General features: G+C 62.5%; 17 protein-coding genes. 3 read left to right on the top strand and 14 right to left on the bottom strand.

Annotated features, from left to right (window positions below; translation table 11 throughout):
* Positions 1 to 19: 19 nt before the first annotated feature.
* Positions 20 to 1,006, bottom strand: a complete 987-nt coding sequence (locus CO664_RS03555) for an alpha/beta hydrolase (protein ID WP_097525141.1) — start codon at positions 1,004 to 1,006, stop codon at positions 20 to 22.
* 200 nt (positions 1,007 to 1,206) lie between these two features.
* On the opposite strand from CO664_RS03555, the gene CO664_RS03550 reads away from it, so the two are divergent.
* Positions 1,207 to 1,659, top strand: a complete 453-nt coding sequence (locus tag CO664_RS03550; RefSeq protein ID WP_037414579.1) for a MarR family transcriptional regulator — start codon at positions 1,207 to 1,209, stop codon at positions 1,657 to 1,659.
* Between the two features lie 36 nt (positions 1,660 to 1,695).
* On the opposite strand, the gene CO664_RS03545 is transcribed toward CO664_RS03550, so the two are convergent.
* The 11 genes from CO664_RS03545 to CO664_RS03495 all read right to left on the bottom strand — a co-directional run bounded on the left by CO664_RS03545 (position 1,696) and on the right by CO664_RS03495 (position 12,464).
* The gene (locus tag CO664_RS03545; protein WP_097537942.1) at positions 1,696 to 2,685 is read right to left on the bottom strand and encodes a beta-ketoacyl-ACP synthase III; all 990 of its coding nucleotides are present in this window, start codon (positions 2,683 to 2,685) and stop codon (positions 1,696 to 1,698) included.
* Positions 2,682 to 3,950 (bottom strand): adenosylmethionine--8-amino-7-oxononanoate transaminase, encoded by a 1,269-nt coding sequence (locus CO664_RS03540; protein WP_097537941.1) that lies wholly within the window; start codon positions 3,948 to 3,950, stop codon positions 2,682 to 2,684. Before CO664_RS03540 ends, CO664_RS03545 begins: the two co-directional genes overlap by 4 nt.
* Positions 3,947 to 4,585 carry a dethiobiotin synthase gene (gene bioD / locus CO664_RS03535; protein WP_176536487.1) on the bottom strand — a complete coding sequence of 213 codons (639 nt, stop codon included), beginning with the start codon at positions 4,583 to 4,585 and terminating at the stop codon, positions 3,947 to 3,949. Before bioD ends, CO664_RS03540 begins: the two co-directional genes overlap by 4 nt.
* Complete coding sequence (locus CO664_RS03530) at positions 4,585 to 5,727, bottom strand: 8-amino-7-oxononanoate synthase (protein WP_097537939.1); 1,143 nt, start codon at positions 5,725 to 5,727, stop codon at positions 4,585 to 4,587. Before CO664_RS03530 ends, bioD begins: the two co-directional genes overlap by 1 nt.
* Positions 5,724 to 6,701, bottom strand: a complete 978-nt coding sequence (gene bioB / locus CO664_RS03525; RefSeq protein ID WP_234820088.1) for a biotin synthase BioB — start codon at positions 6,699 to 6,701, stop codon at positions 5,724 to 5,726. Before bioB ends, CO664_RS03530 begins: the two co-directional genes overlap by 4 nt.
* A 260-nt stretch (positions 6,702 to 6,961) precedes the next feature.
* Positions 6,962 to 8,080, bottom strand: a complete 1,119-nt coding sequence (locus CO664_RS03520) for a branched-chain amino acid ABC transporter substrate-binding protein (protein WP_037414568.1) — start codon at positions 8,078 to 8,080, stop codon at positions 6,962 to 6,964.
* 116 nt (positions 8,081 to 8,196) lie between these two features.
* Positions 8,197 to 8,541, bottom strand: a complete 345-nt coding sequence (locus CO664_RS03515) for a DUF6867 family protein (protein ID WP_037414566.1) — start codon at positions 8,539 to 8,541, stop codon at positions 8,197 to 8,199.
* A 21-nt stretch (positions 8,542 to 8,562) separates the two neighbouring features.
* Entirely contained in the window at positions 8,563 to 9,288 is a 726-nt protein-coding gene (locus CO664_RS03510; RefSeq protein WP_037414564.1) for an ABC transporter ATP-binding protein, read from the bottom strand.
* The gene (locus CO664_RS03505; RefSeq protein WP_037414563.1) at positions 9,285 to 10,172 is read right to left on the bottom strand and encodes an ABC transporter ATP-binding protein; all 888 of its coding nucleotides are present in this window, start codon (positions 10,170 to 10,172) and stop codon (positions 9,285 to 9,287) included. Before CO664_RS03505 ends, CO664_RS03510 begins: the two co-directional genes overlap by 4 nt.
* Positions 10,172 to 11,557 (bottom strand): high-affinity branched-chain amino acid ABC transporter permease LivM, encoded by a 1,386-nt coding sequence (livM, locus tag CO664_RS03500; protein ID WP_097537937.1) that lies wholly within the window; start codon positions 11,555 to 11,557, stop codon positions 10,172 to 10,174. The genes CO664_RS03505 and livM overlap by 1 nt, the downstream gene beginning before the upstream one ends.
* 4 nt (positions 11,558 to 11,561) lie before the next feature.
* Positions 11,562 to 12,464 (bottom strand): branched-chain amino acid ABC transporter permease, encoded by a 903-nt coding sequence (locus CO664_RS03495; RefSeq protein WP_037414559.1) that lies wholly within the window; start codon positions 12,462 to 12,464, stop codon positions 11,562 to 11,564.
* Between the two features lie 382 nt (positions 12,465 to 12,846).
* On the opposite strand from CO664_RS03495, the gene cysQ reads away from it, so the two are divergent.
* Positions 12,847 to 13,620, top strand: a complete 774-nt coding sequence (gene cysQ, locus CO664_RS03490; RefSeq protein WP_095677986.1) for a 3'(2'),5'-bisphosphate nucleotidase CysQ — start codon at positions 12,847 to 12,849, stop codon at positions 13,618 to 13,620.
* Between the two features lie 8 nt (positions 13,621 to 13,628).
* On the opposite strand, the gene CO664_RS03485 is transcribed toward cysQ, so the two are convergent.
* Together CO664_RS03485 and CO664_RS03480 are read right to left on the bottom strand one after the other, a co-directional pair.
* Positions 13,629 to 14,012 carry a response regulator gene (locus CO664_RS03485; RefSeq protein WP_037414548.1) on the bottom strand — a complete coding sequence of 128 codons (384 nt, stop codon included), beginning with the start codon at positions 14,010 to 14,012 and terminating at the stop codon, positions 13,629 to 13,631.
* A 123-nt stretch (positions 14,013 to 14,135) separates the two neighbouring features.
* Positions 14,136 to 14,888 carry a Crp/Fnr family transcriptional regulator gene (locus CO664_RS03480; RefSeq protein ID WP_037414546.1) on the bottom strand — a complete coding sequence of 251 codons (753 nt, stop codon included), beginning with the start codon at positions 14,886 to 14,888 and terminating at the stop codon, positions 14,136 to 14,138.
* A gap of 152 nt (positions 14,889 to 15,040) precedes the next feature.
* Between CO664_RS03480 and CO664_RS03475 the strand changes: the two genes are divergently transcribed.
* The gene (locus tag CO664_RS03475; RefSeq protein ID WP_037414544.1) at positions 15,041 to 15,901 is read left to right on the top strand and encodes an SDR family NAD(P)-dependent oxidoreductase; all 861 of its coding nucleotides are present in this window, start codon (positions 15,041 to 15,043) and stop codon (positions 15,899 to 15,901) included.
* Positions 15,902 to 15,937: the final 36 nt, after the last annotated feature.

The raw sequence follows: 15,937 nt of genomic DNA, 5'->3' as shown, positions 1-15,937 counted from the left end.
AATTTTGGCACGCGCCATCCTAGGAGCGGGCGAACTCCAGCAGGTCCTTGTTCAACTGATCCTTGTGGGTGTCCGTGATGCCATGCGGCGCACCCGGATAGACCTTCAGATCCGCGTGCGGAATGAGCGTCTTCGAGGCCCGGGCGGCGGCGTCGATCGGCACGATCTGGTCGTCGTCTCCATGGATGATGAGCGTCGGCACGTCGAACTTCTTCAGGTCCTCGGTGAAGTCGGTCTGCGAGAAGGCGACGATCGAGTCATAGGTATTTTTGTGGCCCCCCGCCATGCCCTGCAGCCAGAAGCTGTCGATCATCCCCTGCGACGGCTTCGCACCCGGACGGTTGAAGCCGAAGAAGGGACCGGAAGCGATGTCCTTGTAGAGCTGCGAGCGGTCGGCGAGGCTCGCCGCCTGCAAGCCATCGAACACCTCTTTCGGGAGGCCGCCCGGATTCTTGTCGGTCTTTACCATCAGCGGCGGCACCGCCGAAATCAACCCGGCCTTTGCAACGCGGCTGGTGCCGTGACGACCGATATAGCGGGTAATCTCGCCGCCGCCGGTCGAGAATCCAGCTAGAAAGATACCTTTCAGGTCCAGTTGCTCGATCAGGTCGGCAAGGTCGTCGGCATAGTGATCCATGTCGTTGCCGTCCCAGGGCTGGCTGGACCGGCCGTGGCCGCGGCGATCATGAGTGACGACGCGGAACCCATTATTGGCGAGATGGAAGGCCTGGGCTTCCCAACTGTCGGACGAGAGCGGCCAGCCGTGGCTGAGGATGACGACCGGCCCGTCCTTCGGACCCCAGTCCTTGTAATAGATTTCAACGCCGTCGCGCGTGGTGATCCTGCTTCCCATGGTCCTTGCTCCTTCCGTTGTTGATGGCTTTGCTGTGTCCGCTGCGGCTGGCCGGGCGGCTGCGAATGCGGCGGCCGCGCTGGCGGCGCCGAGTGCTCCCGCCAGCATCTCCCTTCTGGAAACGGCGGTCGCGCTGTCTTGAACCTTTGTCATGGAATTGCTCCTTCGCTTCGTGGCGGCAAATGGGATCGTTGCGATGTAACCTTTGCGATAAGACGCCCGTCCCCGCCTCTTAATTAGGCAACGATTAAATCGTGCACGATATTTATTGCGCCAGCACATCGATGTCAATACCTTGCGATTATATCGCGAACGATTTACTGTGCTGCCTCGGCGAATACGGAAAGACAGCGATGGCGAAGGCAAATATCCCCTCTCCCGAAGAGTTGATGAAAATCGATAATTTCCTGTGCTTTGCAATCTATTCCGCGAACCACGCGTTTACGCGCGTCTACAAGCCACTACTCGACGAGCTGGATCTTACCTATCCACAATATCTCGTAATGGTTGTCCTGTGGGAAAAAGATGATCAAACCGTCGGCAGCCTGGGAGACAAGCTCTTTCTCGAATCGAGCACCCTCACGCCCATGCTGAAGCGCCTGGAGGCAATGGGCTATATTTCGAGAGTCCGCGACCGCGCTGACGAGCGGCAGGTGCGCGTGCGCCTGACCGAAACCGGCGAGGCGCTCAAGGAAAAGGCCAGCACCGTCCCGTGCGGCATCATCGAAGCGACCGGAATGGAGCCCGCGGAGATCGGGCGCCTAAAAGGGGAAATCGCAGCGCTCCGGGCATCGCTGCTGCGGTAGGCATGCTTGGAGCGGGGTGCAGCAGACCGCAGTTTCTTAGATACCAAGGAGCACGGCCCCTCCGGTCAGCCCCGCGCCCGCCCCGGTGAGCAACAGCCTTTCTCCGGGAACGAAGGCCTTGGCCCTGTGTGCAAGTGAAAGCGACAGCGGAATCGTCGCGGCCGACGAGTTCCCGTACTCCTCGATGGTGCGCACGGTCCTGGACGGATCGATGCCGAGATTGGCGCAAACCGCATCGAAGATCCGGACATTCGCCTGATGCGGCACGAAGCGGCCGACCTCCGCGGGGCCGATGCCCGCGGCGGCGAGCGCGCGAGCGGCGCAGGCCGTCATCATCTCCACCGCACGGACGAACACCTCCCGCCCGTCGCGCATGGTCATCAGCACGTCCTCCGCCGGCATATCCGGCGCAAAGGGCCGGCTGCTGCCGCCGGCGGCAATGGTGATCAGATCGTAGCGGCTTCCGTCAGACGCGAGGTCGATGCCGAGCACGCCCTTCTGGGGATCGTTCGAGGGCGCGACGACGACTGCGCCGGCAGCGTCCGCGAAGAGAACGGCACTTGCCCGCTCAGCCGGGTTGATGCGCCGGCTCAGGATGTTGGCGGCAACGACAAGGACCGGCTTGCCCTGCGTGCGGACGAACCCGTCGGCGAGCGTCAGCGCGTAGAGGAAGCCCGAGCAGGCGCCGGCCAGATCGATCGCACCGGAATTGCCAAGCCTGAGGCGATGGGCGAGCAACGGTGCCGAGGGCGGCAGCAGGTGATCGGGCGTTGATGTGGCGAGCAGCGTCAAGGCGATGTCGCCGCGCGCGATAGCCGCATCCTCGAGTGCCGCCGCCCCGGCCTTCGCCGCAAGACCGGTCAGCGTCTCTCCGGGCTCGACCCAGCGTCGTGCCCGGATGCCCGTCCGCCGTTCGATCCAGCCCGATTCAAGGCCAAGTTTCGCTTCGATTTCGGCGTTCTCGACGCGCCGCGTCGGCACGGCGTGGCCAAATCCGGCAAGGCGGGATGACCGGACGATGCTCATAGCCGCCCTCCAGCGAAGGCGGACGCAGCCTCGTCAATCGCGTCATAGGCCCGATCGAGATCCGCATCGGCGATGCAATAGGGCGGTATCAGATAGATGACATTGCCGAGCGGCCGGATGAGCAGCCTGCGCTGGCGGAAGAAAGCCCTGAGCCGCGGCCCGACATCGGCCAGGTAGCCCCCCGCTGGCACGCAAAGGTCGAGCGCGGCGATCGTACCTGCCTGACGTACATTGCGGAAGCGCGGATCGGCCGCGAAGCGCTTCAGATGTCGCCGTTGCTTCGCGGCAAGCGCTTCGATGCGCCCGCCGACCGGCTCCTCCTTCCACACAGCGAGATTGGCGACGGCCGCGGCGCAGGCGATCGGATTGGCGGTATAGGAGCTCGAATGAAAGAATGTTCGGCGCCGGTCCGGTGAAAGATGCGCGTCGAATATCTCCGCCGTGCAAAGGGTTGCCGCGAGCGGAAGCGCACCCCCGGTCAAGCCCTTTGACGTGCACAGGATGTCGGGCGCGATCCCCGCCTGCTCGCAGGCAAGGAGAGTTCCGGTGCGGCCCCAGCCGGTCATCACCTCGTCGGCAATCAGCAGAATGCCGTGCTGTTCGGCGATCCGCTTCAGTTCGGTCAGCACGAAGGCCGGATAGATCTTCATCCCGCCGGCCCCGAGAACCAGCGGCTCGACGATGAGCGCCGCCACCTGGCCGGAAGCGCAAAAGTGCTCGAAAGCGTCGAGCGTCTCCTGTTCGCGGCCGGGCTCCGGAAACGGCAGGCGGTCGACGGCGAAAAGAAGCGGCTCGTAGGCCGCATTGAAGACACCGCGTTCGCCGGCCGACATCGTGCCAATCGTGTCGCCGTGGTAGCTGTGCTCCATCACGCAGACGCGGCTGCGCGGCGCGCCGATATTGTGGAAGTAGCCGAGCGCCATCTTCAGCGCTACCTCCACGGCGGTCGAGCCGCTGTCGGAATAAAAGACGTGCTTCAAGCCGGCGGGCGCGATCTCGATCAGGCCGCTCGCCAGTTCCTCCGCCGGCGCATGAGTGTACTCGGCAAAGATCACCTGGTCGTAGCTTTCAACGGCGCGCCGGATCGCCTCCATGATCGCCGGGTGCCGATGGCCGTGGGTGATCACCCACCAGGACGAGATCGCATCGACAATGTGCGAGTCCTCCTCGTCGATCAGATAGGCGCCCTCGGTGCGGACGATGCGCTTCATCGCCGGCTCCAGCGCATGCTGGGTGAAGGGGTGCCAGACCGGAGAGGCGCTCATGCCAGCGCCTCGCGGAAATCGTCCATATTGAAGCCTTCGCAAAAGTTCCGGCGAAGACTATCCGGCGTCAGCGGCGCGAGGTGCGGCAGCCGACCGAGCACCCGAACATGACCCAGTTCCGCGATCGTCCTTTCCGTGTCCGCCTGCTCGTCGCCGATGAAGGCGACGCCGAGAACCGGGATCGAGCGGGCCCGCAGCGCTTCGAGCGACAGCAGCGTGTGATTGATCGTGCCGAGTGCCGTGCGGGCGCAGAGGACAACGGGGATCCGCCAGCGCTGAAAGACGTCGGCGAAGACCGTCCGCTCCGTCAGCGGAACCATGAGCCCGCCAGCCCCCTCGATGACGAGGGGTGCCTCGACCGGAGGGGGCGAGAGGCTTTCCGGCCGGATCGTCACGCCGTCGAGCCTGGCCGAGAGATGCGGCGAGACGGGTGTGGCGAGCCTGTAGGACTCCGGCAGGATGCGGCGAGCCTCTATTCGGCCCAGCCGACGGACCGCTTCGCTGTCCGTTTCGCCGTCGAGCCCAGACTGGACCGGCTTCCAGTAGCAGCCCGAAAGCGCATCGGTGAGTGCGGCGGAAAAGACGGTCTTGCCGACGCAGGTATCCGTGCCGGTGATCACGACGCGGGCTGCCATCATAATTCCTCCGCCATCGCCGTCTTCAGCCGTGCCAGCATCTGCGCAATCGCCTGCCTGTCGACGTTCAGCGTGATCGCGATCCGAAGCCGCGCCGTGCCTTCGGGAACGGTTGGTGGCCGGATCGCGCGGATGTCGAATCCTTCCTCGCGCAGCCGATCGGCGATCTTCACGGCACGGCCATTGTCGCCGATCATCACCGGCAGGATCTGCGATCCGCTGCCTTCGATCCCGGTTGTCGCGGCAAGCGCCGCATTAGCAAAGGCGCGGAGCGCGTCGAATTCGGCGCGACGCTGCGGCTCGTCCGCGGCGATCCGCAATGCCGCGCGAACTGCGGCTGCCGTCAAGGGCGACGGCGCGGTCGAATAGATGAAGCCGCGGGCGCGGTTGAAGAGATAGTCGCAAAGTGTTCCGCTGGCGCAGAGCAACGCGCCGGAGACGCCGAGCGCCTTGCCGCAGGTATGCAGGACGATCACATTCTCTCGGCCCTCGAGCGCCGCCGAAAGGCCGCGGCCGCCGGGACCGAAAACGCAAGTGGCATGCGCCTCGTCGATGACCAGAAAGGCGTCATGCTCTTCGGCGAGCGCCGCAAGCTCCGGGAGCGGCGCCCGATCTCCGTCCATCGAATAGAGGCTTTCAACGGCGATCCACGGGCGTCCCGTTCCGCCAGCACCACGCCATTCCCGAATGGCGTCGGCGAAGGCCCCGACATCATTGTGGCGGACGGCGACCGCCTGCGCACGGCTTGCCGCGATGCCCTCATGGGCGCTCGCATGGATCAACGCGTCGTGGATGATGATGTCGTCGCGCTGCGGCAGGGTCGAAAACAGCGCAACATTGGCCATATAGCCGCTGCCGAAAAAGAGCACTCGTTGCGAACCGAAGAACTCGGCCGCCTCCGCCTCCAGCGCCTCATGCTCGGGATGATTGCCACGCAGCAGTCGCGATCCGCCGGCGCCGACCGGCACGTCCCGGTCGAGGGCGGAGGCGATCGCCTCCTTCAGCCGGGGAGAGCCTGCGAGGCCCAGATAGTCGTTCGAGGTGGAATCAATTCCGGCTCGGGCGACCAGCGCACGCCGCCGCCCCTTTCGCTCCAGTCCTGCCAGGATCTTCTCGTAGCGGCCCAGACGCGCGGCGATCATTCGGCCGGCTCCATCGGCTCCAGTGCCATGGGCTTCAGCCCGAGGCGGCGGAACAGCGCCGCATCGTGATCCTCCCCGGGATTGTCCGCCGTCAACAGCGTCTCGCCGACGAAGATCGAATTCGCCCCGGCGAAGAAACAGAGCGCCTGCATTTCGTCGCTCATGTCGGTCCGGCCGGCGGAAAGGCGAACATGCGATTTCGGCATCAGGATGCGGGCGAGCGCGATCGTCCGGACGAAGTCGATCGGATCGACCGGCGGCGCATCCGCAAGCTTCGACCCGGGGATGGGGATCAGCATGTTGATCGGCACGCTTTCCGGCGCGGCCGGAAGGTTGGCGAGCGTCACCAGCATCGAAATGCGATCATCGACGCTTTCGCCCATGCCCAAGATGCCGCCCGCGCAGACCTTGATGCCCGCCTCGCGGACATTGGCAAGCGTTTCCAGCCGGTCGGCGAAGGTTCGCGTGGTGATGATCTCGCTGTAAAAGCGCTCCGAGGTGTCGACATTGTGGTTGTAGTAATCGAGACCGGCCTCTGCGAGCCGCTCCGTCTGGGCGGGCGACAGCATCCCGAGGGTCATGCAGGTTTCCATCCCGAGCGCCCTGACGCCGCGCACCATGGCGACGATAGCCTCCATGTCGCGCTCCTTCGGGCTGCGCCAGGCCGCTCCCATGCAATAGCGCGTCGCGCCGCCGTCCTTGGCTTTGCGCGCTTCCGCGATCACACGCTCGCCTTCCATCAGCTTCGACGCCTTGAGGCCGGTTGGGTAGTGCGCCGACTGGCTGCAATAGCCGCAATCCTCGGCGCATCCCCCGGTCTTGATCGACAGGAGCCGGCTCATCTGCACCGCATTCGGATCGAAATGCGTGCGATGGATGAACTGCGCACGGAACAGAAGGTCGTTGAAAGGTAAATTATAGATTTTTGTCGCCGCAGCGAGAGTCCAAGCTGTTACATCGGAGCCGGAGCTCATCGAATCCGCTCCGCTCGTTACCAACGCATCCTGCATTCGGCTGTCCCCCTCTGCCTACTGCCATCGATATAGATAGAATCGGATTTTATCTATAGTTCGGCGGTTGAGAGGGACGCAACTGCCTATCGATCCTTCCATGCCGTAATTCAGCCGCGCCGGACCGGGCTGCGGCAAATCTCACGCGTCAGGGATGCTCAAAAAGCAAGGGCCCGGCGCTTCCACGCCGGGCCCTGCTTCGCTGTTAAAGCGTTAGAACGAGACTATTCGTTCTGGAAGTAGCTGTACTTGCCGTCTTCACCCTTCTTCCAGGTGTACATGACGTAGTCCGGGCGGGTGATGTCCCCCTTTTCGTCATAACCGAGTTCGCCGATCGCGGTCTTGAACGGACCCTTCGCCTTGATCGCTTCGGCAACCGCTTGCGGGTCGTTGCCACCGGCGGCCTTGGCGGCATCCGCAATCACCTGCAGCGCTGCGTAGGAATAGAGCGTGTAGGCTTCCGGTTCGAAGCCGGCGGCCCGGAATTTCTCGACGAGTTCCTTCGAAGCCGGGTTCTTGCGCGGATCCGGCGCGAAGGTCATCAGCGTGCCGTCGACGGCGTCACCGGCGATCGAAGCCAGCTCGTTCGAAACGATGCCGTCGCCCGACATGAAGGTTGCCTTCAGGCCCTGGTCCTTCATCTGACGCATGATGAGGCCCGCTTCCGTGTGCAGGCCGCCGTAGTAGACGACCCCAACACCGGCTTCCTTCATCTTAGCGATCAGCGCCGAGAAATCCTTGTCGCCGATGTTGATACCTTCGTAGAGAGCTTCATTGAGGCCCGCTTCGTTCATCGACTTCTTGGTCTCATCGGCAAGACCCTGGCCGTACGGCGTCTTGTCGTGGATGACGGCGATCTTCGCGTCCTTGAAGTTGGCAGCGAGGTAAGCGCCGGCAACTGCACCCTGCTGGTCGTCACGGCCGCAGGTGCGGAACGTGTTCCACATGCCGCGCTCGGTGAACTGCGGGTTGGTCGCGGACGGCGTGATTTCCAGGATGCCGTTCTCGGCATAGACTTCCGATGCCGGAATGGACACGCCGGAGTTGAAGTGGCCAATCACGAACTTCACGCCGTCAGCAACGAATTTGTTGGCGACCGAAATGCCCTGCTTCGGGTCCGAAACGTCGTCGCCGAGGACGAGCTTGATCTGTTCGCCATTGATGCCGCCAGCCGCGTTGATGTCGGCAGCCGCCTGCTCCGCACCTTTCTGGAGCTGAGCGCCGAACGCGGCGTTCGGGCCGGTCAGCGGACCAGCGACGCCGACCAGGAGATCGGCCCATGCGGTGCCGCTGAAGGCCACCATTGCTGTCAGCGCCACAGCCGACAGAAGAGACTTTTTCATTTTGTTACTCCCAAATATTCGAGCGGGTCTCAATTTCATAAGCCTGCGCAATGCCCACCATAATTGCGCCGGTGTTCCTTCGCACCGGCCGCACCCGACCGGCACGCGCTGTTCCCTTATTTGGCCTTCCAGGAGAAAGGCGAGGTCTTCTCGTAGAGCCAGTAGTACATGTTGGCCATTTGCTTGGTCCGGTAGTACCGGTAACCGGCGGTAGCAAACAACAAAAGCACGAGCGTGTCTACGATATAGTACTGCAGGCTGAACATCGTGCCGCCGAAAAGCGCGTGGTGCACAAAGCGGATAGCAAGCCCCAGAAGCGCCACGTAGACGATGAGCCGCGGAACCTCTCCCCAGCTTTCGGCGACGCTCTTGCCGGTGCGCCAGGCGGTCCAGCCGCCGAGGACGCAGGTGATGAACAGAAACTGCCAGATGGAGGCTTCTTCGTAAAGAATTCCCTGCATGTCACTTAACTCCAGCGTGCATTAATGCCGGCCGCCTTCGAGATAGGCCGCACGGACCTCCGGATTGGCGAGCAGGTCCTTGCCCGTTCCGCTCATCGTAACCCGGCCGTTCACCATGACGTAGCCCCGGTCTGAAAGCTTCAGCGCCCCAAAAGCGTTCTGCTCGACCAGGAACACGGTGAGGCCCTCCTGCTTGTTGAGCTTCTTGATCGCCTCGAAAATGCCCTTGACAATCAGTGGCGCAAGGCCGAGCGAAGGTTCGTCGAGCAGCAGCAGCTTCGGCCGCGCCATCAGCGCCCGGCCGATCGACAGCATCTGCTGTTCGCCGCCCGAGAGCGTTCCGCCGCGCTGCGCCTGCCGCTCCTTGAGCCGCGGGAACAGCGTGAAGACCTTTTCCACGTCGTCCTTGAAGTGCTTCAGATTGTCGAGGCTGGCGCCCATCTGCAGATTTTCGAGCACCGTCATGCGCGGGAAGATGCGGCGGCCTTCCGGGGACTGGGCGATCCTGAGACGGGCAATCTCATGGGTCGGCATGCGCGTGATGTCCTGCCCTTCGAAGAAGACCGAACCGGTGCGCGCCTGCGGCTTGCCGCAGATCGTCATCATCAGCGTCGATTTCCCCGCGCCGTTGGCTCCGATCAGCGAAACGATTTCCCCACGATGGACCTCGACATCGACGCCGTTCAGCGCCCGGATATTGCCGTAATAGGTCTCGACGCCTCTCACATTCAGCAGCGGAGCAGTCATTGCGGGGCGCCTCCCTGCTCGCTTCCGATTTCCTCGATCTGTTCGATCACCTCTTCAACCTCTTCGTCCTCGACGCCCAGATAAGCCGCGATGACCCGTGGATCATGCTTCACGAAATCCGGATTGCCGTCGGAAATCTTCTGTCCGTATTCGAGCACCACCACATGGTCGGAAATCTCCATCACCACCGACATGTCGTGCTCGATCAACAGAATGGAGGTACCGGTGTCGCGGCGGATGGTCTGCAACAGGTTGTTGAGAGCGGCCGATTCACGCGGATTGAGGCCCGCAGCCGGCTCGTCGAGGCAAAGCAGTTCCGGTCCGGTGCACATGGCGCGGGCGATTTCGAGGCGCCGCTGCGCACCATAGGGAAGATCGCCAGCCGGATCGTCGGCACGATCGATGAGCGACGCCATCTCGAGCCAGTGGCGGGCGAGATCGATCGACTCCTTGGAAGCCTGGCGGTAGGCCGGAAAGCCGAGCAGGCCGAGCAGGGTGTAGCCGGAAGCCTGCATCAGCTTGTTGTGCTGCGCCACCAGGAGATTTTCGAGCACCGTCAGGCCGGAGAACATCCGGATGTTCTGGAAGGTACGCGCCACCTTGGCGCGCTTGGTGATCTCGAAATCCGGAAGACGCTCCAGCAGGAACTCATTGCCGGACTTCTGCCGCAGGGTGATCATGCCCATGGTCGGCTTGTAGAAGCCGGTGATGCAGTTGAACACCGTCGTCTTGCCCGCTCCGTTGGGGCCGATGAGCGCCGTGATCTCGCCGCGCTCGGCCTCGAAGGAGAAGTCGTTGATGGCCATGAGACCGCCGAAGCGCATCGACAGGCGCTCGACCTTGAGAATGGGGTCTTTTGTCATTGTATTTGTCTCGAAGGTCATCAGCCGTGCCCTTCCTTGGTGAAGCTGCCGGAGACCGCTCTGCGTTCGCGCAGGAAGGCGGTCGGTTCGCGCGATCCGACGAAGCCGCGTGGCTTCCAGACCATGACGACCACCATGGCAAGCCCGAAGATCAGCATGCGATAGAGTTCAGGCGTGAAGTTCGGCCCGAAGATCATCTTCAGGAAGGTGAGTTCGCGCAGGATCTCCGTACCGCCGATCATCACGACCGCAGCGACGAAGATACCGGTCAACGAACCCATGCCTCCAAGCACGACGATGGCGAGGATGACGGCCGACTCCAGGAAGACGAAGGATTCCGGCGAGACGAAGCCCTGGCGCACCGCGAAGAACGAGCCTGCAAACCCGCCGAACATGGCACCCGTGGCGAACGCCGTCAGCTTGGTCGTGACGGTGTTGATGCCGAGCGAACGGCAGGCGATCTCGTCCTCGCGAAGCGCCTCCCAGGCCCGGCCGATCGGCATGCGGCGCAGCCGGATGGTGACGAAGGCCGTCAGCAGCGCCAGGGCAAGGATCAGGTAGAAGAGGAAGATCTTGTAGTAGGCCGAGGAAATCGGCAGCCCCATCAGCGCCGCGAAGCCGTCCTTCGAGGCATCGAACTTGATGCCGAACAGCGTCGCCTTGGCGATGCCCGACACGCCGAACGTGCCCTTTGTGACCTCGGTCCAGTTGATCAGCACGAGGCGGATGATTTCACCGAAGGCAAGCGTCACGATTGCGAGATAGTCGCCGCGCAACCGCAGTACCGGGAAGCCGAGGATAACGCCCCAGCAGGCGGCGAGGATGCCGGCGACCGGCAGCAGCACCCAGAAGGACAGGCCGAAATAGCTGGAGAGCAGCGCATAGGAGTAGGCGCCGACCGCGTAGAAGGCCACATAGCCGAGGTCGAGAAGACCGGCGAGGCCGACGACGATGTTGAGACCCCAGGCGAGCATCACATAGATGAGGATCTGGATGCCGAAATTGTCCACCCATTTAAGCGAACCCTGGACCCCGAAGAGCGCCATGATGACCGGCGGATAGAGGACGAGCGCGACGATCGCGATCTTCGAGAAGTTGCGGCTGAAGAAGCTCTCCTCCTTCGCCACTTCGGGAGCCGCGGCTTTCGCGGCCTTGCGCTGGGCGAGCCAGGGCTGCACATAGGCGACCATCAGGAAGCGGCCGACCATGGCGACGACCACAAAGATCGCCAGCAGGCCCCAGCGCTGGTTGAGGATCAGCTCGTTGCGAATGTTCTGGTCGGTCTTGAGGCCGACGAACAGCACGAACAGCCCGAGCGTGATGAGCCCCGAGAAGACAGCCTCGCGCAGGGCCCGCGCCGCCAGCTCACTGCCGGCGCTTGCAGTAGTAGATGCAACATTTGCCATGGAACTATACCTTCTCGACTTCCGGTCGTCCGAGAATACCCGACGGCTTGAAGATCAGGACGATCGCGAGAATGGAGAAGGTCGCGACATCCTTGTAGTCGATTGTGAAATAGGCCGACCACAGTGACTCGATGAGGCCGATCAGCAGTCCGCCGAGAACGGCGCCCGGCAGCGAGCCGATGCCTCCGAGGACGGCGGCGGTAAACGCCTTGACGCCCGGAGCGAAACCGTCGGTGAAGACGACGACGCCGTAATACATGAGATACATGGTGCCCGCGACGGCAGCGAGCGCTGCGCCCATGATGAAGGTCACCGAAATGGTGCGGTCGACGTCGACGCCGAGCAGCGCCGCCATCTTGCTATCCTGCTCGGTGGCCCGCTGGGCCCGGCCGAGCGGCGTCCGGTTGACGATATACCAGAAGACGGAAAGCAGGATCGCGGTGATGACGACGATGATGATCTGCTTCAGAGAGACGGTGATCCCGAACAGGTCGTAGACCGACGAGACGAGCGGCGGGATCGGCTTGTTGCGCGGACCCTGTGTCACCTGGATGAAGTTCGACAGCACGATCGACATGCCGATCGCGGTGATCAGCGGCGCCAGTCGGAACGAACCGCGCAGCGGCCGGTAAGCTACCCGCTCGATCGTCCAGTTCCAAAGCGCCGCCGTCAGCATGCCGACGATCATCATAAGCAAAAGCGCCAGTACAACCGGTATGCCTGCCATGAATGTCGTGAGAAGCAAGAACACAATCAAAGCGGCAAAGCCGCCCAGCATGAATATATCGCCGTGGGCGAAGTTGATCATGCCGATGATGCCGTAGACCATGGTATAACCGATCGCGATCATACCATAAATAGACCCAAGCGTCAGCCCGTTGACGAGCTGCTGGATGAAATACTCCATCAATCTTCCCCTGGACCGGATCCTGTTGGTCCGATCTCTTTTTATTAGTTTTCCTTCATGAGCGTGCTCTCAGAGGATTTCATACCTCTTTCAAGCGAAAATGAAAGTCAAAAATTGCGTGGCCCGCAGATTCTTCCGCTATAAAATCGATTTGACGTTTTTCCTGCCAGAAAAATCAAAAAATTTGCAGCTCTCGCTGCGAAAACAATCAATTTTCGCCCGGAAACCGGAAAAACGCGAACGCCGGCGGTATTAACCCATGACGAAAGTGCATGACTTTATCGGCGGTAGTTTACAGTTGATGTGGCCCAACAGATCGTGGTTTAGAACCGACGGCCACTCGCAAGGATTGCCGCCCTATTTGACCTTGGGCAGGGGAACGATGCTGGAGATTTTGGAACGATCGGCGCTTGCGGCCGGGCGGGCGATCATGGAAATCTACAATGCCGGACCGGCCGTGACCTACAAGCCGGACACCTCGCCGGTGACCGACGCGGATCACCGCGCCGAGCGCATCATCCTCGACGAGCTTGCCGCCGCCTTTCCAGACATACCGGTCATCGCCGAGGAAGCCGTCGCCGCCGGGCACGTCCCGGACATTGCCGGCAAGCGGTTCTTTCTCGTCGACCCGCTCGATGGCACCAAGGAATTCGTCGAGCACAATGATCATTTCACAGTCAACATCGCGCTCATTGAAAATGGGCTTCCCGCCGCGGGTGTCGTCCATGCGCCTGCCCTTGGGGTGATCCATGCAGCAAGTGGCGGAATGGCACGAAAGGCGCCGGTCGAAGACGGCCGGATTGGACACTGGCAGCCTATCGGCTGCCGCCCCTGCGGCGGCCGACCGGTCGCGCTGATCAGCCGCTGGCACAACAGCGCCGAAACGCTCGCCCACCTCGCTGAAAACGGCATCAGTGATTACGAGGCTGTCGGCTCGTCGCTGAAATTCTGCCTGCTCGCCGAGGGCAAGGCCGATGTCTATCCTCGCTTCAGCCGCACGATGGAGTGGGATACGGCCGCCGGCGATGCGATTCTCCGGGCGGCGGGCGGCGAAACGCTGGTCATCGACGGCCGGCCGCTCGCCTATGGGAAGCGCAACCAGCCGAACGACTGCGACTTCGCCAATCCCTGGTTCGTCGCGCGCGGCAGGGTGTGATTCTCCGCTTAAGGACTTTCCGGGCGGAAAGCGGCCGCGATGAGACTGCTGAGACTGCCTTCGCTGAAGGGTTTTTCGATCCGCGGAATATCGCGGAGATGGCCGGGCAGAGCCAGCAAATCACCGTAGCCGCTGGTAAATCCGAAATGGATCCCCCGCGCCATCAGCGATTCGGCAACGGCGAAGCTTGTCTCGTCGCCGAGATTGATATCGAGAATGGCGAAGTCGACCGGATGTGCCGAGACGATCTCCATCGCCTTTTCGACGCTGTTGGCGATGTGCACGCTCTTGACGCCGAGCGCACTGAGGATTTCTCCCATATCCATGGCGATGAGGAAATTATCCTCGAGAACGAGGACCGATTCGATGGCCGGCGAAATCTGACTTGTCATCTACTAGCATCCCTCGGTCTCCTCGTTCTGCCGAGAACCGACCACTTCGCGCACGCTAGGCCAGACGGACAGACGTGGCATTTAAAAAAGACATATCGCGCTCTTCGAACGAATTATTCCGCGTCAAATCAGCGGCCTCTTCAGTTCCCTCAGTCCCTCCCATCCCGCTAGTGACAACAGGCCGTCGATCTCCAGGACATTGCACCCTCCCTCGGCCCAACGGATAAGCTTGAGCGCGGCTAGTTTCCTGAGGGTCTTGTTGGTGTGGACGATCGACAGGCCGAGCGTGTCGGCAAGATGTTGCTGGGTGATGGGAATGACGCCGCGGCCGCCACGGAAAAGCTCCAGCGTCTCAGCCCTCTGATAGAGAAAAGCAACGAGATAGGCCGCCCGTTCGAGCGCGGAACGCCGGCCGATGCTCAAGAGGTTCTCGTCCAGAATGCGCTCCTCGCGGGCCGCGATCCAGGTCAGGTCATAGGCGAGTTCGGGATAGCCCCGGTAGAGCTCGCCGAGCCTGCTTCGCTTGAACACGCACAGGGTGACCGGCGAGAGCGCCTCGATCGAGTGCTGCATCTCGCCCATGAGGCTGCCCTGCAATCCGACGATGTCGCCCGGCATCACATAGTTCAGGATCTGGCGGCGACCGTCATCGAGCATTTTGTAGCGGAACCCCCAGCCGGAAAGCACGGTGAAGAGATGCGCGCTCGTCTCGCCCTCGGAAAGGATCGTCCCGCCGCTTTCGACCGTTTGCTCGCCCATCTTGAAGTCGGACACGAAGGCGAGTTCCTCAGGCGTGAAAGGGCGGAACGCGTCGAGCGGCCGCAGGGGACAGTCCTGACAGGGTATGCCTTTGCCGAACTTGCCTTCAACAGCCATGGAAATCTCGCGGGGAGGATGAACGCACGCACTCAGCGACCGGCCAGGCGGGAGGTTGTTTCGAAAAAGTGTCGGCAGCCATCCCTCATGGACTTGTGCGCCGCCAGGCCCTATCTCTCGTCGATCGTCCGTCGTAAGCAGGATTGTGAACCATGTTGTCCTTTTCCGCCATCGCCAAAAACAACGTCGCCGTTATCACCGGCTCCGCCTCCGGCATCGGGCTTGCCGCCGCAAGACGTTTCGCCGATCGCGGCATGAAGGTCGTGCTTGCCGATCTCGCCGGCGAACGGCTGCAGGCGGCCGCGGCGGAAGTGGCGAAGCTTGCCCCGGGCGGGGCGGCGGACGTCGCTGCAATTGCCACGGACGTCTCCCGGGCCGACGAGCTCGTCGCCCTGGCGCGGGCGACGCATGAGCGGTTCGGCCATGTGCATGTGCTGATGAACAATGCCGGCATTCAGCCCGGCAGCTCGATGTTCGGCCCGTTGGAGAACTGGGAATCGGTGCTCGGCGTCAATCTGTGGGGCGTGATCAACGGCTCGCGCATTTTCGCACCCGCCATGATCGCCCACGGCGAGCCGGCGCTGATCATCAATACCGGCTCCAAACAGGGAATCACCACGCCGCCCGGAGACCCGGCCTACAATGTCTCGAAGGCGGGCGTGAAGGTCTTCACCGAGGCGCTGCAGCACGAGTTGCGCAACACCGAGAACTGCCAGGTCAACGCGCATCTGCTGATCCCCGGCTTCGTCTACACGGCGCTGACGGCGCATGGCCGCACCGAAAAGCCGGCCGGCGCCTGGACGCCGGAACAGACAGTCGATTTCATGCTGGAGAGCCTCGCCCGCGGCGATTTCTACATCCTCTGCCCCGACAATGAAGTCGAAAGGTCCACCGACGAAAAGCGCATCCTGTGGGCGGCCGGCGACATCGTCGAGAACCGCCCTCCCCTTTCCCGTTGGCACCCGGACCACGGCGAGGCGTTCCGCTCCTTCCTCACCGGAAATCGGGATTGATCCGCATCCCGGCTTGATCGATCCTTTGGCAATGAA

Source organism: Sinorhizobium sp. NG07B (genome assembly GCF_002532005.1).
In the GTDB taxonomy this organism is placed as follows: Bacteria; Pseudomonadota; Alphaproteobacteria; order Rhizobiales; family Rhizobiaceae; genus Sinorhizobium; species Sinorhizobium fredii_C.
The sequence above is the reverse complement of the archived record's forward strand: the minus strand, read 5'-3'. Positions and strand labels throughout refer to the sequence as shown.